We start from the raw sequence: 19,299 nt of genomic DNA, 5'->3' as shown, positions 1-19,299 counted from the left end.
CTGGCCTTCCGAGCTGTACGGGCTGAACCGTCCCGTAAAGTTCATCCAAACAAGACGCAGTCCTGCAATAAAACTAATTATTGAGGCATCTGGTAGGCCCGGCAGGACTTGAACCCGCAACCAAAGCGTTATGAGCGCTCTGCTCTAACCAATTGAGCTACAGGCCCGCCATAGCGCATTGCCTAATTACAGTTCGCGGCGGCGTCAAGCATGCGAGAGGCCAGAATGAGATGCCATTCGTTTCGTCAACGCTAAGCTTGGACATTTGCAAGTCTTTTGCGCAACTCGGGTGGCGGCCATGCCTTCTCTTTTCTCCAGCCACACTTATCCGACGGCTTCTGTGACGCGTATGCCGAGCGCGGTAAAGCCGTTCATTCCGACAACACGACCCTGAAGTTCGGTGACCTGGCGGTCAGGTCCCCCGCCCACAGCCGTTGGCTCAGCAGTTTCAAGCCGTGCATCCGCTGACCGGCAGTGGTTTGCTTGCAAATGATGAGAGGTTTCGTCTGGACGCGGCTCCGGCGGTCGTAAGAGCCAGCTCTTGCCTCCCAACCAGCGCGCTGGATTCTAAGGGTGAACCCCCAACCTGACCTGAGCATCCGAGCCCAGCGGCACACGGAGGCACCGTCTGTCGCGCTTCGAAATAGGCACGTTCCTGCACCATTGGCGGATCGAGAGAGATGGCTGGCAATCTTGGGGCTGATCGTCGATGGGGCGATTGCCGAACTTCGCGGCGGTAAGTCTTTTGCTGCGATGCAATCTGCTGTCGTCACAGCGGTCATTGAAAGCCAAGCGGAGGAACGATTTTCAAACTGCCCACTCGCTGTGGTCTGTTCTTACAAGTGAGGAGCGGACAAAGCGACCTGCTCAAGCGTCTCAGGCGTTACTCTTGTCAGCAATGTCGGCGGTCGGCGCATCGGTTCCGGCCAGCCTACTTATATCATCGAGCATCGTGATCGCGTGCGCGGCGTAAGGTCCGATCCACCTGGTTTGCAGATCATGGATCGGCAAGGCGTCCAGATGGTTCCAGCGTTCACGCCCGCGCCGTTCGACCACCACCAGCCCGGCTTTCTCCATTACTGACAGATGCTGCATCACCGTGCATCGGTCAAGCTCCGTCAGCGTCTTGCACAGCGCGCCGGTCGTCTTCGGGCCGTCCTTGATCAGGTCCAGGATTCGCCGCCGCACGCGGTGCCCGAGCGCTTTGAACAGGGCATCATATTGATCTTCGATTGACATGTTATAATTTTATAACATTATAAAAGCGAAGCAAAGAGGATTCGTATCGTGGAACTGAAATTTACAGTGGCCGGGCGTATCGCCAAGCCGGTCGAGGAGGTCTTCGAAGCCGTGGTCTCGCCTGACCTTCTGTCGCAATACTTCACCACCGGCGGGGCGCGGGGGCGGCTGGAAAGCGGTGTCGAGGTGACGTGGGATTTCCACGATTTTCCTGGAGCCTTCCCGGTCATGGTGCTGGAAGTAATCCCCAACAAGAAAATTGTCTTGCAGTGGGAGGCGGACCAAAAAACCGCCACATGGACGACCGTGACCATGGAGTTCAGCCCGCTGGATGACGGGCGCACCCTGGTGCGGATCAGCGAATATGGCTGGCCCGAAACCGAGGCCGGGCTGACCTCATGTTTTGGTAACTGTGAGGGCTGGACGGCAATGCTCTGCGCAATGAAGGCCTGGCTGGAGCACGGGATCAACCTGCGTGACGGTTTCTACAAGTAAATCAACGTTGAAAGAGGAATTACATCACATGGAACCGGGAAAGAACATCGCCATCAAAGTGCCGATGCACCGCTGGGAAGAGACCGTGGCCTTCTACCGTGACAAAGTAGGCCTGACGGTCACCCGCGAGTTGGACAACAGCACGGGCTTCAACTTCGGCGGCTTAACCCTGTGGATCGACCGGGTGCCCCACCAGAGCCAGACGGATGTCTGGATCGAGCTGTTCGACGACGATCCGGACGCCGCACTGTCGCACCTGGGCAGCCCCTGCCGCGACGAGCTGGAACCGTTGACCAATGTCACTGGTCATTGGACATCAGACCCGGCCGGGACAGTGATCCTGCTGCGCCGGGAGCAGATGGGTTGAGCGGTTAGAAAGAGGCCACCACCCGGTTTTTTTTCGCCAGGTGAGAGCATTCGGATTGAACCGCAAGCGTGCGTCACTTGGTTTGCGCATCCTTGATCTGCACAAGCTGGATCAGGTTGCCGCATGTGTCATCAAGCACCGCCATGCGAACCGCGCCCGCATCTACCGGGGACTGGGAGAAGCTGACACCGCTCACCGTCAGGCGATCGTAGGTGCTGGCCAGTTTGTTACCTGCAAGATAGCTTTCCGTATCGCCAAACTGCTCGGCCTTTCCTGCGCCGTATTCCAGCACAATCGCGATGTCCTGCACGAATTTGTTTTTCGGTGAATTGCCGCAATCGGGGCTACCGATGATCTCTGTCACATCTTCGTCCAGTATCGGCTTCGCGCCATCACTCTTGCGCCGGTTCGATCCGGTTCGCGATCAAAGGCGCCAGCCAATCGGGGCGGGACATGATCGACATATGCGTTGTGTCGGGGAGAACGGCAAGTTGCGCGCCGATCTTCCTGGCCATCTGCGCGGCGTGTTCGACAGGTGTAAAATCGGTATCACCCAGCAGCTTCTTTCCGAGGGGTTTTACGTTTCACCGGCGCGGGCCACGTCCGCTGCTGCGAAATGGGCCATTTGGTCAGCGTGAGCCTTTTCAAAGGCGGGTCGCGCACAGATTCGCGCCACATAGGCATCCGTTGCCGGATAGCTGCCAAGGCCGCGGACCCAAGGCAGGCGCACAACATCCGCCATGATCAGATCGGCGGCGGTGAAACGCCCGGCGGCCAGCCAGTCACGCGCGGCAAACACACCCTCCAGCACGTCGAGACGTGAACGTAGCCAGTCTTCAAGCGGGTTCTCGGGCGGGTTCGACAATCCGACAAACCACCACGGCAGGCTGACCATCTCGACCGAGTTCAATGCCGCAATGACCCAAGACAGCGTGTCCGCTTTCTCCGCTGCGTCCTGCGGCATCAGGATCTCGCTTTTCTCGGCAAGGTGCAACAGGCACGCACCGCTTTCAAAGAGGCGCAGGTCGCCATCCGTCAAGAACGGCACCTGCCCGAAAGGCTGATGGGCAAGGTGATCCGCCCCGCGATCCTCGAAAGGGACCGAGCGGACCTGATAGTCCAACCCCGCCTCCTCGCAAGCCCATCGCAACCGCAGATCCCGCACAAAGCCGCGTGGACCATCGGGCACCCAGTCAAAGGTCCAGACGGTAGGTACTGACGAATTGGCGCTCTCCATGGTTTAAGCCTTTTCTTCAAGCAAGGGTGTGAAGCCGCCCCACATCATCCGCTTGCCATCGAAGGGCATATCCATGTCTTGCCAACGCGGATCGGTCTGCATGCTGGCACCGCATTTATCGTGCGTTTCCTTGTCGGGCCAGATGATCCAGGAAAAACAGACGGTTTCGCCATCCTTCAATGCCACCGCGCGTTTGAAATCGGTATGTTCGCCTTCAGGAACATCATCGCCCCAAGCCTCTACGATCTGCAAGGCACCGTAGTCCTTGAACAATGGCCAGGCCTTTTGGGCACTTGCTATATAGGCTTCCTTGTTTTCATTCGGGACGGGGGTCAGGAACCCGGCAACATAGGTCATGGTGTCTCTCCTCTTTGCTTTTTGGCATACGCCAATCATTGACCATGACAGGGTGACCGTTTGGCTCTGATCACGGGCCGCATGCAGCGCCTTTTGTGAACTTGGGCTTGTGCATGTCGGTGGCATGACAGACTTGCCGACTCGCATGGTCGATCTGGACAGGCTAAAATATATGAGTTACAAAAAGCAACTATGAAGTTACAAAATACTACCAGTCGAGCAAAATCCCCCCACGGGCGCTGGTACGATGATGCCTGCGGCACCGCTTTCGGACTTGAGTTACTGGGCGAACGCTGGTCCTTGCTGATCGTGCGCGAGTTGATGTTCGGGCCGCGCCGTTTCAGCGACATTCGCGCCAGCCTGCCGGGACTCAGTGCCAAGGTGCTGACCGAACGGCTCGCCGGGCTTGAGGGCCATGGCGTGATCGCGCGTTCAACAGCGCCCGAACCGGTGCCAGCGCAGCTCTACGGCCTGACGGGCTGGGGCTATGCGGCTGAACCGATCATCCAGGAACTCGGTCGCTGGGCCGCCGCCTCGCCATTGCATGACCCGACATTGCCCCTCTCGCCAGTGTCCTTCATGCTGTCGCTGAGAACGATGTTCAAAGCCGAGGCCGCGCCGGGGAGGACGGCCGTGGTTCAATTGACCATTGGCACCGCGCAATTTACGGCCCGCCTTGAAAACAGCGTCTTGCCTGTCACGCGGGGCGAGGTGGATGCACCCGATCTGCACATCATTGCCCCTGCGGCACCGCCTTTGGCGGCAGTGTTTTATGGCAACGAGGCCCCCGAAACGGTTCGCGTTGAGATGATTGGCGATGCGGACCTGTGCCGCTGGTTCATCGATCTTTTCGAATTGCCCGCGCAATACACGACATAGCACCGCATCAGGATCAAAGCCCTCAGGCAAAAGGTGATCAACAGGGTTGTGCGGCACCTCGAGCGGTACGACGTCATATTCATTGATCACCTTGCTGTAGCCAGGATCGCAGCTTTCTGCGCAAGGGCGGCAATCCGTATTGATGGATCAAAGGCAAGAAGCTTGAGGCGGAGGACAGCCCTGAACCTTTCCTAAATGTGGAGATGGACGCCCAATAAATCGGTTGGCATAGCATCGTCAGAAACGGACGTCGGCGCGCTTGCAGCGGAGGGCGGTGCATTCCCAAACGGCCACTCGCGGCCTGCGTGGCAAAGGCCTGTGGCAGGCCCTTCTTGCAAAAATTCTACATCAGATATAAACGATGGCGAAACACGTCCGGCAGCATCTCTCTATCGAGCGCCAACTCTTCGCCTTGTTTGAGGATGAACGCTTTCTTGGGTTTCCGGTCCTCTCCCAGTTCAGGAAAATCTAGGGAAAGCCTCCAGCGATCGTCGAGGACATGTTCGGGGATCACATCACTCTTGCGGATGGAAAAAGGGGCCATCTCCGGTGTGAGACGGCCCCCGATATCTGATATTCAGCCGAAGCTCTGAAGCATCCCGCGTCCGACGAGGTTGATGTCGTCGGGATTGATCAGGTCCTTGCCGGTCCAGCCGGACAGGTCGTATTCGCCCATGCACTGGGACACGAAGCCTTGCAGGTTGGCGAGGTCGCCATTGGCAGTGGCGTTCAACAGGGTCTCGATGCGGGTGTTTTCGTAGTTGCCCGCGTAATTGCGCTCGTAGAGCTCATGCCGGCCGCCGAACTCGGTGCCGATGGCATCCCAGAGCAGCTTGAGCAGCTTGACGCGGTCGATGGCCGCATAACCGTTCGAGCCGCGCACGAAGCGGTCGAGATAGGGCCGGATCGCTTCGCTTTCGAAATCGGCCGCCGAGGAGGGCAGATAGATCAGCCCGGATGCAACATGGCGCTCGATCAACTCCTTGATCCGGCCATAGGCCATGGGCGCGAAGACCCGGTAGGCGAGGCCGACATTGGTGTTGGGCAGGTTGTAGCCGTCCGTGCCATCCCATGGGACCGGGGATTTCACCATGGCGTCGGACAGACCATGGAAAAGGTTGCGCCAGGCCAGAACTTCTCCCACCGCGGTCTGCACGCCGCGGAAATCCTTGGACCCCGTCGCCTCGACCGCCATCGAGAACAGACCGGCGATGAAATCCAGCTTGACCGACAGCCGGGTCAGCCCGTGCAGGGTAAAGCGGGGCACGAAGCCAGAGGCCGGGAAAAACTGGTTGATCTTGTCGGTGTCGCCGTAAACGAAGATGTTCTCCCAGGGCACCAGCACCTTGTCGAAGATGAGGATGGAATCGTTTTCGTCCATTCGCGAGGACAGCGGATAGTCGAACGGCGATCCGGTGGCGGCGGCGTTGAACTCATAGGACGACCGGGCGATCAGCTTGACACCTTCGGCGTCCATCGGCGCGGTAAAGATCAGGGCGAATTCCTTGTCCTTTACCGGGATGCCGTAATGGGCGATGAAATTGTAGTGGGTCAGTGCCGATCCGGTCGCCACCACCTTGGCACCCGAGACAATCAGCCCGGCGTCGGTTTCCTTCTCGACATGCATGAAGACGTCGCGGACCTCCTCGATCGCACGGTCGCGGTCGATCGGCGGGTTGACGATTGCGTGGTTCCAGTAGTCCAGCCGATTCTGGGTCTTCTTGTACCAGTTCAGCGCATTGCCGGCATACTCGCCGTAGAACCCGCTGTTGGCACCCAGCGTGCCGAGGAAGGCGGCCTTGTAGTCGGGCGACCGGCCCATCCACCCGTAAGAGACTTTTTGCAGGTCGGCCACCGCGTCGCGGCTCTTGATCAGGTCCTCGCTGGTCTTCGAGCCCAGGAAAAACGGATGCGTGATATTGCCCGAGCCATTGTCGGCCTCGACCCCGATTACGTCCTTGCGCTCGTGGAACTTGTCGTACCAGCGCGCCACCATGCGGGCGGAATTGCGGAAGGCGGGGTGCTTGGTCACATCCTTCACGCGTTCACCATAGATATAGATCTCGCGGCTGTCCTGAATGCTCTCCAGAAACTCCTGTCCGGTGAAAGCCTCGGTCTTGGAACCGGGTGTGGCGTCTTTGGGCATGGTCTTTCTCCTCCGATGAAGCGACGGAACGGCCTGAGTGCCGCCCGACGATATGCCCTTACCCTGCGTCCGACACGGCCCGTGCCGCTAGGTATGACAGCATACCGTTCCGGGTATCGCCTCCTCGGGCCGGGTGCCGCTAATGTCGACCTAACCGGCAGAGGAGGAGGCCGCCATGTTTGACCAACCCGACCTGACCCACTGGCACCGCGACGTGCCAACGCTTGGTGCCAGCGTCGTCACGCTGGGGGCGTTTGACGGTGTGCATTCCGGCCATCAGGCGCTGATTTCCGGCACCGTGAAACGGGCGCGCGCTCTGGGCGTGCCCTCCGTGGTCTGCACCTTCGATCCGCCGCCCAAGGTTTTCTTCGGCCGCGCCACGCAGCTTTGCCCGCTGGCGGCGAAACTGGCCCGCATCTCGGCGCTGGGTCCCGACCATGTGGTGGTGTTTTCCTTCGACGAGGCGCTCCGCGCGCTCTCTCCCGCCGCATTCATGGCCCGGCTGGCCCTGCTGGGACCCCGCGAGCTTCGAGTCGGTGGCGACTTCCGTTTCGGCGCGAAACAGGAAGGCAACGTATCCCTGCTGGCCCGCCGCTTCGACGTTCATGTCCAACCCCCGGTGCGCTGCGCCGCCGGCGAGGTGGTGTCCTCGACCCGCATCCGCGGCCTGCTGGAACAAGGACTGACTGCCGCCGCGGCGACCCTGCTGCGTCCCGGCCTCAACCCGGAGACCTCCGCATGACCCAACTTGATCCCCGCCAGCTTCGCGATGCCTGCGGCCTTTTTGGCACCGGCGTCAACGTCATCGCCACGCGCCATGCCGATGGCGACCACGGCATGACCGCCAATGCCTTCATGTCGATCTCGCTTGACCCGCCGCTGATCTCGGTCTCCATCGGGGAGCGCGCGAAGATCCTGCCACATCTGCGACAGACCGGCCGCTTCTCGGTCAGTACGCTCGCCGAAGGCTCCGAGCGGTTGGCCTGGCACTTCGCGGGACGGCCCGTCGAAGGCCTTGCCAATCCGTTCGACGATCTCGACCGCCTGCCGGTGATCCGCGGTGCGCTGGCGGCCTATGCCTGCGACATCGTCAACGAGGTGCAGGCCGGCGATCACACGATCTTCATCGGCCATGTCAGCCGGCTGCTCACCGATCCCGGTGCGCGACCGCTGATCTTCTACAAGGGCCGCTTCGGCGTCATCGGCGGACAGGCCCCAGCACCGGAACTCTGCGATCCTATCGCCGAGGCGATCTGGTAACGCCCACCACATACGCAAAGGAGGAGAAACCCATGCGAAACATCACCCTGGACAACATCACCGAGGCCGTCACCGGCGCGATGAAACCCGATATTCCAGAACGCAACCGCGAGATCATGACCTCGGCGCTGAAGCATTTCCACGCCTTCGTCAAAGAGGTGAACCTGACCCACGGCGAATGGCTGGAGGGCTGCGAATGGATGCGCCGCGCGGGCGATATTTCAAGCGAGGCGCGCAACGAATTCATCCTGATCTGCGATATCCTCGGCGTCGAGGTTCTGGTCGACATGCTCGACAACCAGGTCACCGACGGTGAAAGCGAAAGCACCGTGCTGGGCCCGTTCTACCGCGAGAACCCGCCAGTCCTGCCCAAGGGTGCCAGCATCGTGCAAAAGGACTTCGAAGGTCAGAAAACCGTGCGCGTTTCGGGCCGTGTCGTGGATACCAAGGGCGATCCCATCGAAGGCGTGCAAATCGACGTCTGGGAGGATGCGCCGAACGGGCTTTACGAACAGCAGGACCCTGAGCAGCCCGATTACAACCTGCGCGGCCGCTTCCTGACCGAGGCCGATGGCTCTTATGATTTCGTCGGCCTGCGCCCCGAGCCCTATCCGATCCCCTATGATGGGGCGGCCGGCGAACTGCTGAACTACATGGGCCACCACCCGATGCGCCCCGGCCACATTCACTTCATGATCTCGAAGCCAGGCTACAAGCCTTTGATCAGCCAGATCTACGACAGCGAGACCGAGTATCTCGACAACGACTCTGTCTTTGCCGTCAAAGAGAGCCTGATCGGTGACATGAAACCAGCGCCCGATGGTGCCGACACCGACCTGGTGATGCGCTTCGATTTCCGCCTCAAGCGCGATGCCGAGGCCCAGGCGGTGGCCGCCGAGTAACCGTAACCTCGCCTCGCGGGCGTCCTTCGGGGCGTCCGCTTCTTTATCCCAAGGAGAACCCAATGGCGTATTCCACCGCCGAGGTCGTCGATACCGTGACGCAGGACCAGGACTTCATCAGCCGGACCGCCATCCGCGAGATCCGGGCCCAGATCGTTACCCTGCCCAGCATTCGTGCGCATCGGCTGTCCAACACCGAGTTCAGCAAGCGCGAGTTTGTGCTGGTCCGGGTGCGGCTGGCCAACGGAATCGAAGGCATCGGCGAGGCGGCGGTGCTTGGCGGGCCCCGCTGGGCCGAAGAATCGGTGGAATCGATCCAGGCGGTGGTGACGCGCTATTTGTCACCCGCGCTGATCGGCTGTCCCGCCGCACGGCCCGCCGAGGTGGCAGCGCGCATGTCCCGGGCCGCCTTTCGCAACAATTCCGCCAAGGGGGCCATCGAGACGGCGACCTTCGATGCCCTCGCGCGGTCTCTCGACCTGTCCGTGACGACTCTCCTCGGCGGGGCATTGCGCGAGAGCGTGCCGGTGCTCTGGGCGCTGGCCTCGGGTGATGCCGACCAGGAGGTCGAGGAGGCACGCGCCAAGCTGGCCACCCGTGAACACCGTGACTTCAAGATCAAGCTCGGCTTTGCCAGCCCCGAAGCCGACTTGCGCCGCCTGCAAAAATTGCGCGACGAGGTGCCGGAAATGCGCCGCCTGATCGTCGACGTGAATCAGGCTTGGAGCGAAGCCGACTGCCGCCGCTACCTGCCAATCTTGAAGGAATTGCAGGTCGACCTGATCGAACAACCGCTGCCCGGCGACGATTTCGAGGGCATGGCACGGGTGGCCGCGCAGAGCCCGATCCCCCTGATGGTCGACGAAGCCGCCTTTTCCCACCGCGAGATTACCCGCGCCGGCACCATGGGCTGCGGCAGCGTTTACTCGCTGAAACTGGTCAAGAGCGGCGGGCTTATGGCGCTGTCCCAGGCGGCAAGGGTCGCGGAAAGCAGCGGCATGGAGCTTTACGGCGGCTGCTTGCTGGAAGGTTCGATCGGGGCCGCGGCGCATCTGGCGGTCTTCGCCACGCTGCCACGTCTGCCTTGGGGATGCGAGCATTTCGGCCCGCGCCTGCATGTCTCGGAAATCGTGCGTGACCCGCTGGTGATCGAGGATTTCCACCTCCGCGTGCCGCAGGGGCCGGGCCTTGGCGTGCATCTCGACGAAGACCGCCTGCGCGATGCCCTGCGACCCTCGTAGGGCTTGTTCCGTGCGGATGGGTGTCGGATGATGGCCGAGGGGAGGACGGCTATGGATTTCAGGCGATTGAGTTATTTCGTGGCAGTGGCCGAAGAGCTGCATTTCGGCCGCGCCGCGACGCGCCTTGGCATCGCGCAGCCACCTCTCAGCCGCCAGATCGCGCAGCTCGAGTCCGACCTGGGCGTGTTGCTTTTCGACCGCTCCCGCAGCCAGATCCGCCGGACCCAGGCCGGAGATGCCCTGCTCAAGCGTGGGCGTGACATCATGGATCAGGTCGAGCGCGCCGAACGTGAGGTCCGGCGCATCGGTGAAGGCGCGGCGGGCCGGTTGCGCATCGCCTTTGTCGGCACCGCCAGCCACGGCGTCCTGCCAGAGCTGATCCGCGAGTTTCGCAATGCCTATCCCGACATCGAACTGGCGCTGTCGGCGATGAACAATGCCGAGCTGAAGACCGCCCTGATCGCGCGCCAGATCGATGTGGCCTTTGCCCGCCCGGCACTGGTCGACGACGAGATCCGCTGTTTCCCGTTCCACGAAGAACCGCTGATCTTGGCCGTTCCGGCCGAATCCGATCTGGCCCGCGCCAAGGTGCCGCGCCTGTCCGATTTGAAACGCGAGACTTTCGTGCTCTATCCGCGTCGTCCCCGGCCCAGCTTTGCCGATCAGATCCTCGACGTGTGCAAGAAGGAAGGCTTCATCCCCGCCAAGGAAGTCCTGGCCCAAGACTTCCAGACCGCGATCTCGCTGGTCTCGGTCGGGGTCGGGATTGCGCTGGTGCCGCGCTCGGTTTCGCTGTCGCCGCGACATGGGGTGGTCTACCGCGACTACGAGGGGCACAATCCGGGGACGACGATTTCCCTCGCCGTGCGGCAAGACAACCAAGGCATACATACCCAAAATTTCGCCACTCTTGCCAAGAGCTTTGCCCGCAAGATCCAGAAGGACGGCCGGTAATCACCGGGAAAAGGCGCGCCGGTGGCAGCGCGCCGAGTGGAAACCACTCTCAAGCCACGACCGGCTGGTGCAAGCCGAGAATGGCGCGGGTCTCGTAAGGGGTGGCGACCGGGCGTTCGTATCGCTCACAGAGCGTCACCGCCTTGGCCACCAGCGCCGCATTGGATGGTGCCAGGGTATGCCGGTCCAGCCTGACATTGTCCTCCAGCCCGGTGCGGACATGGCCCCCTGCCCGGATCGCCCAGTCGTTCAGCTCGATCTGGTGCCGTCCGATGCCGGCGGCGCACCACGGCGCATCCGTGCCGAACAGGCGGTGCATCGTCCGCACATAGTAGTCAAAGACCTCTTGGTCGGCGGGCATGGCGTTCTGCACGCCCATCACGAACTGCACATAAGGACGGTCGCGCAGGCGGCCGTCCTGCCACATGCGATGAGCCATCAGGATATGCGACAGGTCGAAAGCCTCTATCTCGGGCCGCACCCCATGTGCGGCCATCTCCGCCGCCAGCCAGTCGACCAACTGAGGCGGGTTTTCGTAGACCCTGGTCGGGAAGTTGTTGGATCCGACCGAAAGCGAGGCCATGTCCGGCTTCAGCCGCAACATCCCGCCGCGCTCGTGGCCAGCGCCCGACCGGCCACCGGTAGAGAACTGGACCAAGATTTCCGGACAATGCTTGCGCAGACCCTCCAGCAGGCGGGCGAAACGCTCTGGGTCGGAACTTGGGGTGCCGTCAGGATTTCGCACATGGGCATGAACGATGCTCGCCCCTGCCTCATGCGCCGCCTGCGTGCTTTCCACTTGCTCCTCGATCGAGACAGGCACCGCCGGATTGTCAGACTTCTGCGGCAATGACCCGGTGATGGCCACACAGATGATGCAAGGATTGCTCATGCCGCGACCTCCTTGCCTGCCGTCATCCGCGCGAGGGCGTCGATGAAGAAGGGCCGAAACCCCTCGGGATGTTCGCTCATCGGGAAATGGCCGAGTTCGTCCATGACCGTGCAGGTCGCGCCGTGGATCGCCGCAGCGGTGCGTTCCGCGTCCTCCGGGGTACAGGTCAGGTCATAGGCACCGACCAGCAGATGCACCGGGGTCTGGCTGGTGTCGATCCGCGCCAGCCGTCCGATCAGACTGTCGTCACGGGTGTAAAAGCTCAGGTCGCCGCGAAACACGCCCGGCCCGCTGGCCATGAACATCCAGAGCGTATTCCAGCGCTCGGCGTCGGGGGCATAGGGAGAAATATTGGCGGATACCAGCGCCGCCCCCATCTGCCCGCCATGCGCGTCGGGCCGGTCGAACCAGTCGATGTCATACCAGGCGGGCTGGAAATCCGATGCCTCTATGGCGATGAACCCGGCAAACCGTTCGGGATGCAGGGCCGCCAATTGCAAGGCGATCCGCCCGCCCATGGAGCATCCGGCAAGAATGGGACGCTCCAGTCCAAGCGCCTCGCAGACGGCCAGCACCGTGGCGATGTAGGTCTCGGTGGTCAGCAGGTATTCTTCGCGCTCGAAACCCTGGGGAGGCAGCGACTTGCCATGCCAAGGCATGTCAAAAGCAATCAGCCGATGGTCGCGGGTCACCGCGGCATCGTTCATCAGGTGCCGCCATTGCCGGGTGTCCGCACCTGCCGTGTGCAGGCACAACACGGGACGGCCCGAACCGGCCTCTTCGAAATAGATCCGCTGGGCGCGGCCCTCGATCTCGACGGTCGCATAGCGTCCGGTAATGGGTTCAATGCTCATGCCGGCACCTCCTCGCGTCCGAGGGAGAGGAATTCCTTGAAGAAGCGCAGGTTCTTGACCAAGCACAGAATGTCACCGTCGATCCTTGCCCGGTCGATCTTGACCAGACCGAACAGGTCGTGGAAACCGGGCGTTGGCCGCGCCGTCCAATAGGCCCGCAGCGCCGCGGCGTCGGTCCGGATGGCAAAGCACCAGGCAATCTTGCGGCTGGGACCGGGCTCTATGGCGACAAGCTCGCCCTTGTCGAAGTGAAGATAGTATTCCGCCTCGTCCACCTGGAGTAGCACCGTTTCGGAAAACAGCCGCCCCAGCCTGACAAGATGCGGCGTCCGGGCCAGCGCCTGTTGCATCGCTTTAATTCGTTCGAGCACATCAATCTCCTTGATCAGTCCGACGGCATGATCGCCTTTGCCCCCCGCCGCCACAATGCCGCGCCTGGTATTGCGCGATACCGCTGCGATCAGTCTTGTTCAGAGAAAGCACACGGCGCGAAAGGCTGAGCGCCTCGAAAACCCGCAATGTGACCGACAGAACCACGACTGGCTGGTGCCGGTGGAATCGATCATCTGCAATTCTTGGTGCCGACGACGACGGCTAGCACTGCACCGATCCATATCGTAAGGTCGATGGGCCGAGGCGGCGTCCAGGGGAGAAAACATCTCAGCAAGTGCCTGCGCCAAGGCAAGGGGCGCGATCCCGTTCGAAGCGGCCTCTGAACTTACATGCAGTTTCTACATGACAATCAGGTGCGTGTTACGCACCGCCGGCGTCAGCGCGAGGCCCGGATGATCTGTTCAGGCCTTCACCGTTGCTTCCCCCAAGGCATACGCCACCGGCCTCGAATACATCGCACCGGGGCAGCGGATGGGCGATGGCGAGGAGCGGCACGCCTGAAGAGCAGCTCTGGCTCTGCCGCGCATTGAAATGCAGTCAGATCGCTTTCTGGTTCACCCGCCTTGACAGGTCCGCAACGCTTTCCTTTCGTTCGCTGTAGCGGTCGAGCAGGAAGTCCTTGTTGTCGCGTGTCAGAAGCGTGAACTTCATCAGCTCCTCCATGACATCGACCATCCGGTCGTAGAACGGCGAGGGTCTCATGCGGCCCGCGTCATCGAACTCCAGAAACGCCTTCGGGGTGGAGGATTGGTTCGGAATGGTCAGCAGACGCATCCAGCGGCCGAGGATGCGGAGTTGGTTCACGGCGTTGAAGCTCTGCGATCCGCCGCTGACCTGCATGACAGCCAGCGTCTTCCCTTGCGTCGGACGCACGCCGCCGAGAGAAAGCGGTATCCAGTCGATCTGGGTTTTCATGATGCCGGTCATCGCGCCGTGTCGCTCCGGCGAGCACCAGACCATGCCTTCGGACCAGGCGACCAGATCCCGCAGCTCCTGCACCTTCGGATGATCGGCGTCCGCGTCGTCCGGCAAGGGCAGACCGGAGGGCCGATAGGTGCGTGTTTCAGCCCCGAACCGCCTCAGGACGCGCGCGGCCTCTTCCGTCATCAGTCGACTGAAGGAACGCTCCCGCAGGGAGCCGTAAAGCAGCAGGATGCGCGGGGCGTGTGTTGCTCGTTCCGTTGGCAGCAAACGCTTCGCGTCGATTGGCGCGAAATGGCTTTCGTCTAGGTTCGGTGTGTCAGGCAAGGCGATTTCCTTCCGCGTCAATCAGTGGCGTACCATCCTCTTTCGCCATTGGACCCGGCGGCAGGTTGCCCAGCAGGTCGAGTACCGTCTCGCTCGGACGGCACAGGCGCACGCCCTTGGGCGAACAGACGATGGGACGGTTGACCAGAACGGGGTGTGCCAGCATCGCGGCGAGGATCGCGTCGTCGCTGACCGACGGATCGAGCAGCCCCAACTCTTCCGCCGGGGATTTTGTTGTCCGCAGCGCGGTGCGGGGTGTCAGGCCAGCGGCCGCGAAAAGCGCCAGAAGCTGGGGGCGGGTCCAGCCGGTTTCAAGATAGGGGATCACCACCGGCGTTGCGCCCGACGCCTCGATGATCGTCAGCACGTTGCGCGAGGTGCCGCATTCGGGGTTGTGATGGATGACGATGCTCACGACGCGCCCTCTTCCGCAGGAAACCAGTGTTTCGTCCGGTTGGCCAAGGCGACGAGAGACAGCATCACCGGCACTTCCACCAGCACGCCGACCACCGTGGCCAGTGCTGCCCCGGAGCCAAGACCGAACAGGCTGATGGCGACGGCGACAGCCAGTTCAAAGAAGTTGGACGTTCCGATCAGCGCGCAGGGCGCGGCCACGTTGAACGGGATGCCCCAGGCCCGTGCTGCACCGTAAGCGACAAAAAAGATGCCGTAGGACTGGATAAGCAGCGGGATGGCGATCAGAAAGATGACAAGCGGGCGGTCGAGGATCACCTCACCCTGGAAGCCGAAAAGCAACACGACCGTTACCAGCAACCCGATGATCGAGAAAGGCTGCACACGGGCCTTGAACGCATCCACCGCCGCCTCGCCCCCCTTGGCAACCAGGTTCCGGCGGGTCAAGTACCCCGCCAGCAGCGGAAGCATGACGTAGAGGCCGACCGACAGAAGCAGCGTGTCCCAAGGCACGACAATATCCGTCACTCCCAGAAGAAAGGCCACGATGGGGGCGAAGGCGAACACCATTACCACGTCGTTCACACTGACCTGCACAAGCGTATAGGTCGCGTCGCCGCGCGTCAGGTTCGACCAGACGAACACCATCGCCGTGCAGGGCGCGGCCCCCAACAGGATCACGCCCGCAAGATAGGCTTGCGCATCGTCCGGCGGGATCAGCCCGGCGAAGACGTGCTCGAAGAACAGTACGCCGAGCGCCGCCATAGTGAAGGGCTTGATCAGCCAATTCACCACCAGCGTGACAACCAGCCCTTTCGGCTTGTCCCCGACGCGGGCGAGGGAGCCGAAGTCCACGCCGACCATCATCGGATAGACCATCGCCCAGATCAGGACCGCGACGGGCAGGTTGACCGAAGCGACCTCCAGTGCGGCCAGAGCACCGAAGAGGCCCGGAAAAAGGTTGCCCAGCAGCAGTCCCGCCCCGATGGCAAGCGCCACCCAGACGGACAGCCAACGCTCGAAGGTTCCAAGACCCGCCGCAGCGGGAAGCGAAGTATCGGTCATGTCAAACTCTCAGGATTTCGGAATCAACCGGCCATCGGGTTCATGATCGCTTCCGCGATGATCGACCGGGCGGTATTGTGGGTGCAGGCAAACAGAACGTTATAGGGCTCGGTGGCCATGAAAATCTCCTAGCAGCAGGCGAGCTCGTTGATGATCGGCTGACACAGTTCGGGACGTCCGCCGCAGCAATCCTCCATCAGGAACGCCAGCAGGCCGCGCATTCCCTCCATGTCGGCGAAATAGCGGATACTGCGTCCTTCCCGCGCGCTACGGATCAGACCGGATCGGGCAAGAACGCCCAAGTTGGCCGACATCGTGTTCTGGCGTACCCCGAGGGTCTCGCCGATGTCGCCCGCCGACATGCCCGCTCCTCCGGCCTTGATCAGCAGGCGGAACACGTCGAGCCGGGTGGACTGGCTGAGGGCGGCAAAGGCGTCGAGTGCGTAATTCTTATCCATATATCATGTAGTATAGATATATAAATCGCAATTCAAGTGTCTTTCGTCGCAAACTGGCATGGCTTCTTCTGCGCTGAGTGGCATCGGTGGTCGAGGCGGGCACGCGGTGTCGCCTCCATCATCGGCTTGCCCAGATACTGGCCAAGCGGTTCGCCGATGTCGCGCGCATCAACGACGATCAGCATTTGCGAGGATGGCGCTTCCACCGGGCGCTGTCCCATTCGGTCTTTCGCTGTCGAATTTCGGTCATTTCATGCCAAGGTTAAACAGTACAAGATCGTGCAGGCTGCGTGCCGGTTCGAGCCGCGGACGGATCGCCCAGACCTGTTTCGGCAAGAATGGACGTTTCCGACCGATGATCCGGCCCTTGTTCCAGGCTTTGCGTTTCGGCGCGACTGCGGGAAGTTGGAGTCTTGGCATTGTTTGCCCTGCAATCCACCCTCCGAGCCCAGACATCAGCGCCGCGCTGACACTTCAGTATACTGGTTGTTTGAATGGCTGATGTCCGACGGCCTGTAGTTCGAGTATCGCCGCAGATGCATTGGACCAGCCTGAGCCAGAGTGTTGAATGCTGAGACAGTAATGACTGGCGGCTTGCGCGGTCATGGTGGTCGCCTTAGGCTATCCTGTATGGCTTCGGGCTCTCTTGCAGATGCGTTGGGCACCGCTTGGACGGCCCGACTGGCACATGCGCGTCTCACATCTCAATTTCACTCATCAGGGAAGTTATTGCAATGAATGACCAAACGCCTCAGCCCCGCCTAACCGCAGCCGATTTCGACCAGGAGCTGCTGGACCTTTACGATTACTATGCGCACGGCAAAATTTCGAAACGGGAGTTTCTCGACCGTGCCGGCAAATGGGCCGTCGGTGGCCTGACGGCGGCCGCGATCCTTGGCACGCTTGCGCCCAATTACGCGCTGGCCCAGCAGGTGGCCGAAGATGATCCCGGCATCCAGGGCGAAGACATCACCTATCCCAGCCCGAACGGAACGGGCGAGATCACGGCCTATCTGGTCCGACCAACGGAAATCGACCCCGACCGCCCGCCAGCCACCGTTCTGGTCGTCCACGAAAACCGCGGTCTGAACCCCTATATCCGCGATGTGGTGCGCCGCCTCGCAAAGGCGGGGTTCGTTGCCATGGGCCCCGATGGGCTTTCCTCGCTTGGCGGCTACCCGGGCAGCGACGATGAAGGCCGCGATATGCAGCGAAGCCTCGATCAGGACGCGCTCCTGAACGATTTCTTCGCGGGTTTCGAGTATCTTCAGGCGCTTGACGGCACAAACGGCAAGGTGGGCGCGACCGGCTTCTGCTACGGGGGCGGTGTCGTGAACAAGCTGGCGGTCGCCTATCCCGAGATGGCGGCAGGCGTTCCCTTCTACGGCGCAGCCCCCGACAGCGGCCAAGTGGCCCGGATCGAGGCCCCGCTGATGATCCAGCTTGCCGCGCTCGATCAGCGTATCAACGCCATGTGGCCGGACTACCAGAAAGCACTGGAAGAAGGCGACAAGCGGTACGAGGCGCATATCTACCCCGGCGTGAACCACGGTTTCCACAACGATACCACGCCGCGCTATGACGAACAGGCCGCCCGCCTTGCCGAAGAGCGCATGGTGGCCTGGTTCCGTACATACCTCGCCGGCTGAGCCAAATCGCGCCCGACATGCGGTGAATTCCCCGTGTGCTGTGGTTGAATGGGCTCTTTTTTGAAATAAATATAGGTGATCGAAGAAGTCCATTTTTGAAACCGCAGTTGGGAGACATCGACATGACGACCCCGAACCCGACGCGCCGAACCGTCGTTGCCACTGCAGGGGCAGCGCTTCTCATTGGTGCGTCCGGCCTGACCATACCGGCCCGCGCGCAATCCCTTGCACCCAGCCCGACAATGCGGGGCGGAGCCAACAATTACCGTCCGGGTGCCCCGATCGTGGAGAGGATCGGGGGTGGCGGCTTCTGGACCACTGGCACCGTGCGACGCGCGAGCGACGGGGCACCTCTTGCCGGTCGCCGCATTCAGGTCTGGGCCCATACGACCGAAGGTCACGAACGGGACGCGCGTTCGCATGGCGCGGTGCTCACGGACGCGGACGGCGTGTTCCGCATCGAGATGCCACAGATCGTGCCTGCCTTCGGTCAGCCCCACGGGCACCTCGCCTACGATACCGATTACGATGACGGCAGCTTTGAGACGGTTTTCCTGCGGCCCGTGATGGCGCGGGCATCGGACACGAGCCTGCATGTAGAGTTCGTGTTGCGCCCGGTCTGATGACTTTGTTGCGCCGCGCGCTCTTATGGGCGGCTCTGGCCCTGGCAATCGCGGCAGCATTGGTCGCGGCGGCGCAAAGTCCGCTTCTGCAATGGCGGGAGCCGGTCTACATCATTGCCGGCTTTTCCGGGATCGTCGGGCTGGCCCTTCTGCTTGTCCAGCCCCTGCTGGTCACCGGCCTGCTTTCGGGAGGGCCGGCCCGGCGCGTGCATATCTGGACCGGAGCGGGGTTGGTTTTAGCGGTTGTTGTCCATGTGGCGGGCCTTTGGATCACCAGTCCGCCCGACGTGGTGGATGTTCTGCTTTTCCGCTCACCGACGCCCTTTTCCATCTGGGGTGCGGTCGCGATGTGGGCCCTCTTCGCAACAGCCATCCTTGCGGCCGCGAGAAAACGGCTGGGACTTCGCATCTGGCGTCTCGGGCACAGCGCGGCAGCGATCGTAATCGTCACAGGAACAGTCGTACACGCCTGGCTTATCCAAGGAACGATGGAATACGTGACGAAAGGGGCACTCTGCCTGCTCGTCCTGGGGGCAGGAGCATGGACTCTGCGGCGGCGGCGGGTATGGCGAATGCTCCGCTAGCCGATCCAGCGGTCGGTCGCGAGACAATCGAGCCGCTCGATA

The 19,299-nt window shown here is 61.8% G+C and carries 27 protein-coding genes, 1 tRNA gene and 2 pseudogenes; 12 read left to right on the top strand and 18 right to left on the bottom strand.

Going from position 1 to position 19,299, the window contains the following annotated elements; all coding sequences use genetic code 11:
- Positions 1–90 precede the first annotated feature (90 nt).
- Together B8991_RS15740 and B8991_RS22335 are read right to left on the bottom strand one after the other, a co-directional pair.
- A tRNA-Ile gene (locus B8991_RS15740) sits at positions 91–167 on the bottom strand.
- Positions 168–324: 157 nt separating this feature from the next.
- Positions 325–560: pseudogene (locus B8991_RS22335) on the bottom strand (hypothetical protein); the annotation flags it as partial.
- Between the two features lie 133 nt (positions 561–693).
- On the opposite strand from B8991_RS22335, the gene B8991_RS21535 reads away from it, so the two are divergent.
- Positions 694–846, top strand: coding sequence for a hypothetical protein (locus B8991_RS21535; RefSeq protein ID WP_179141513.1), 153 nt, complete (start codon positions 694–696; stop codon positions 844–846).
- Between the two features lie 30 nt (positions 847–876).
- On the opposite strand, the gene B8991_RS15730 is transcribed toward B8991_RS21535, so the two are convergent.
- Positions 877–1,239, bottom strand: coding sequence for an ArsR/SmtB family transcription factor (locus tag B8991_RS15730; protein ID WP_084353898.1), 363 nt, complete (start codon positions 1,237–1,239; stop codon positions 877–879).
- Between the two features lie 48 nt (positions 1,240–1,287).
- Between B8991_RS15730 and B8991_RS15725 the strand changes: the two genes are divergently transcribed.
- Both B8991_RS15725 and B8991_RS15720 read left to right on the top strand, forming a co-directional pair.
- A complete protein-coding gene (locus tag B8991_RS15725; protein WP_084353897.1) occupies positions 1,288–1,734 on the top strand; it encodes an SRPBCC family protein in 447 nt (148 codons plus the stop codon).
- A 28-nt stretch (positions 1,735–1,762) separates the two neighbouring features.
- Positions 1,763–2,101: a hypothetical protein gene (locus B8991_RS15720; RefSeq protein ID WP_084353896.1), complete on the top strand. Its 339-nt coding sequence runs from the start codon at positions 1,763–1,765 to the stop codon at positions 2,099–2,101.
- 73 nt (positions 2,102–2,174) lie between these two features.
- Here B8991_RS15720 and B8991_RS21730 read toward each other — a convergent pair whose 3' ends face one another.
- From B8991_RS21730 to B8991_RS15705, 4 genes are all read right to left on the bottom strand, one after another.
- Positions 2,175–2,465, bottom strand: coding sequence for a VOC family protein (locus B8991_RS21730; RefSeq protein WP_084353895.1), 291 nt, complete (start codon positions 2,463–2,465; stop codon positions 2,175–2,177).
- 28 nt (positions 2,466–2,493) lie between these two features.
- Positions 2,494–2,616, bottom strand: coding sequence for a hypothetical protein (locus B8991_RS22190; RefSeq protein ID WP_268876747.1), 123 nt, complete (start codon positions 2,614–2,616; stop codon positions 2,494–2,496).
- Between the two features lie 62 nt (positions 2,617–2,678).
- The gene (locus tag B8991_RS15710) at positions 2,679–3,338 is read right to left on the bottom strand and encodes a glutathione S-transferase family protein (RefSeq protein ID WP_084353894.1); all 660 of its coding nucleotides are present in this window, start codon (positions 3,336–3,338) and stop codon (positions 2,679–2,681) included.
- Positions 3,339–3,341: 3 nt separating this feature from the next.
- Positions 3,342–3,695 (bottom strand): DUF1428 domain-containing protein, encoded by a 354-nt coding sequence (locus B8991_RS15705; protein WP_084353893.1) that lies wholly within the window; start codon positions 3,693–3,695, stop codon positions 3,342–3,344.
- Positions 3,696–3,887: 192 nt separating this feature from the next.
- Between B8991_RS15705 and B8991_RS15700 the strand changes: the two genes are divergently transcribed.
- Positions 3,888–4,574, top strand: coding sequence for a winged helix-turn-helix transcriptional regulator (locus tag B8991_RS15700; RefSeq protein ID WP_084353892.1), 687 nt, complete (start codon positions 3,888–3,890; stop codon positions 4,572–4,574).
- Positions 4,575–4,917: 343 nt separating this feature from the next.
- Here the strand turns inward: B8991_RS15700 and B8991_RS15695 are convergent, their stop codons facing one another.
- Together B8991_RS15695 and B8991_RS15690 are read right to left on the bottom strand one after the other, a co-directional pair.
- The gene (locus B8991_RS15695; protein ID WP_084353891.1) at positions 4,918–5,118 is read right to left on the bottom strand and encodes a hypothetical protein; all 201 of its coding nucleotides are present in this window, start codon (positions 5,116–5,118) and stop codon (positions 4,918–4,920) included.
- Between the two features lie 33 nt (positions 5,119–5,151).
- Positions 5,152–6,720: a 4-hydroxyphenylacetate 3-hydroxylase N-terminal domain-containing protein gene (locus B8991_RS15690; RefSeq protein WP_084353890.1), complete on the bottom strand. Its 1,569-nt coding sequence runs from the start codon at positions 6,718–6,720 to the stop codon at positions 5,152–5,154.
- Positions 6,721–6,895: 175 nt separating this feature from the next.
- Between B8991_RS15690 and B8991_RS15685 the strand changes: the two genes are divergently transcribed.
- From B8991_RS15685 to B8991_RS15665, 5 genes are all read left to right on the top strand, one after another.
- Positions 6,896–7,462, top strand: coding sequence for an FAD synthetase family protein (locus B8991_RS15685; RefSeq protein ID WP_084353889.1), 567 nt, complete (start codon positions 6,896–6,898; stop codon positions 7,460–7,462).
- A complete protein-coding gene (locus B8991_RS15680) occupies positions 7,459–7,980 on the top strand; it encodes a flavin reductase family protein (protein ID WP_084353888.1) in 522 nt (173 codons plus the stop codon). The genes B8991_RS15685 and B8991_RS15680 overlap by 4 nt, the downstream gene beginning before the upstream one ends.
- Positions 7,981–8,012: 32 nt before the next feature.
- Positions 8,013–8,882 (top strand): dioxygenase family protein, encoded by an 870-nt coding sequence (locus B8991_RS15675; RefSeq protein WP_084353887.1) that lies wholly within the window; start codon positions 8,013–8,015, stop codon positions 8,880–8,882.
- A gap of 62 nt (positions 8,883–8,944) precedes the next feature.
- Positions 8,945–10,123: a muconate/chloromuconate family cycloisomerase gene (locus tag B8991_RS15670; protein ID WP_084353886.1), complete on the top strand. Its 1,179-nt coding sequence runs from the start codon at positions 8,945–8,947 to the stop codon at positions 10,121–10,123.
- 51 nt (positions 10,124–10,174) lie between these two features.
- Positions 10,175–11,077: a LysR family transcriptional regulator gene (locus tag B8991_RS15665; RefSeq protein WP_084353885.1), complete on the top strand. Its 903-nt coding sequence runs from the start codon at positions 10,175–10,177 to the stop codon at positions 11,075–11,077.
- A 49-nt stretch (positions 11,078–11,126) separates the two neighbouring features.
- Here the strand turns inward: B8991_RS15665 and B8991_RS15660 are convergent, their stop codons facing one another.
- From B8991_RS15660 to B8991_RS15620, 9 genes and pseudogenes are all read right to left on the bottom strand, one after another.
- A complete protein-coding gene (locus tag B8991_RS15660; RefSeq protein WP_084353884.1) occupies positions 11,127–11,969 on the bottom strand; it encodes a 3-oxoadipate:acetyl-CoA acetyltransferase in 843 nt (280 codons plus the stop codon).
- Entirely contained in the window at positions 11,966–12,823 is an 858-nt protein-coding gene (locus B8991_RS15655; RefSeq protein WP_084353883.1) for an alpha/beta fold hydrolase, read from the bottom strand. The genes B8991_RS15660 and B8991_RS15655 overlap by 4 nt, the downstream gene beginning before the upstream one ends.
- Positions 12,820–13,194, bottom strand: a complete 375-nt coding sequence (locus B8991_RS15650) for a hypothetical protein (RefSeq protein WP_084353927.1) — start codon at positions 13,192–13,194, stop codon at positions 12,820–12,822. The genes B8991_RS15655 and B8991_RS15650 overlap by 4 nt, the downstream gene beginning before the upstream one ends.
- A gap of 559 nt (positions 13,195–13,753) precedes the next feature.
- Positions 13,754–14,464, bottom strand: a complete 711-nt coding sequence (arsH, locus tag B8991_RS15645) for an arsenical resistance protein ArsH (protein ID WP_084353882.1) — start codon at positions 14,462–14,464, stop codon at positions 13,754–13,756.
- Positions 14,457–14,879 (bottom strand): arsenate reductase (glutaredoxin), encoded by a 423-nt coding sequence (gene arsC / locus B8991_RS15640; RefSeq protein WP_084353881.1) that lies wholly within the window; start codon positions 14,877–14,879, stop codon positions 14,457–14,459. The genes arsH and arsC overlap by 8 nt, the downstream gene beginning before the upstream one ends.
- The gene (gene arsB / locus B8991_RS15635) at positions 14,876–15,943 is read right to left on the bottom strand and encodes an ACR3 family arsenite efflux transporter (RefSeq protein WP_084353880.1); all 1,068 of its coding nucleotides are present in this window, start codon (positions 15,941–15,943) and stop codon (positions 14,876–14,878) included. The genes arsC and arsB overlap by 4 nt, the downstream gene beginning before the upstream one ends.
- Positions 15,944–16,071: 128 nt before the next feature.
- Complete coding sequence (locus B8991_RS15630) at positions 16,072–16,401, bottom strand: ArsR/SmtB family transcription factor (RefSeq protein ID WP_084353879.1); 330 nt, start codon at positions 16,399–16,401, stop codon at positions 16,072–16,074.
- A gap of 32 nt (positions 16,402–16,433) precedes the next feature.
- Positions 16,434–16,622, bottom strand: a complete 189-nt coding sequence (locus B8991_RS15625) for a hypothetical protein (RefSeq protein WP_084353878.1) — start codon at positions 16,620–16,622, stop codon at positions 16,434–16,436.
- Positions 16,623–16,653: 31 nt separating this feature from the next.
- A pseudogene (locus B8991_RS15620) lies at positions 16,654–16,821 on the bottom strand (integrase); the annotation flags it as partial.
- A gap of 314 nt (positions 16,822–17,135) precedes the next feature.
- Between B8991_RS15620 and yghX the strand changes: the two are divergent.
- From yghX to B8991_RS15605, 3 genes are all read left to right on the top strand, one after another.
- Complete coding sequence (gene yghX / locus B8991_RS15615) at positions 17,136–18,050, top strand: YghX family hydrolase (RefSeq protein ID WP_084353876.1); 915 nt, start codon at positions 17,136–17,138, stop codon at positions 18,048–18,050.
- Positions 18,051–18,172: 122 nt separating this feature from the next.
- Positions 18,173–18,673 (top strand): twin-arginine translocation pathway signal, encoded by a 501-nt coding sequence (locus B8991_RS15610; protein WP_084353875.1) that lies wholly within the window; start codon positions 18,173–18,175, stop codon positions 18,671–18,673.
- Entirely contained in the window at positions 18,673–19,257 is a 585-nt protein-coding gene (locus B8991_RS15605) for a ferric reductase-like transmembrane domain-containing protein (protein ID WP_084353874.1), read from the top strand. Before B8991_RS15610 ends, B8991_RS15605 begins: the two co-directional genes overlap by 1 nt.
- Positions 19,258–19,299 lie beyond the last annotated feature (42 nt).

It is taken from the genome of Primorskyibacter flagellatus, from assembly GCF_900176485.1.
Taxonomy (GTDB): Bacteria; Pseudomonadota; Alphaproteobacteria; order Rhodobacterales; family Rhodobacteraceae; genus Primorskyibacter; species Primorskyibacter flagellatus.
The sequence above is the reverse complement of the archived record's forward strand: the minus strand, read 5'-3'. Positions and strand labels throughout refer to the sequence as shown.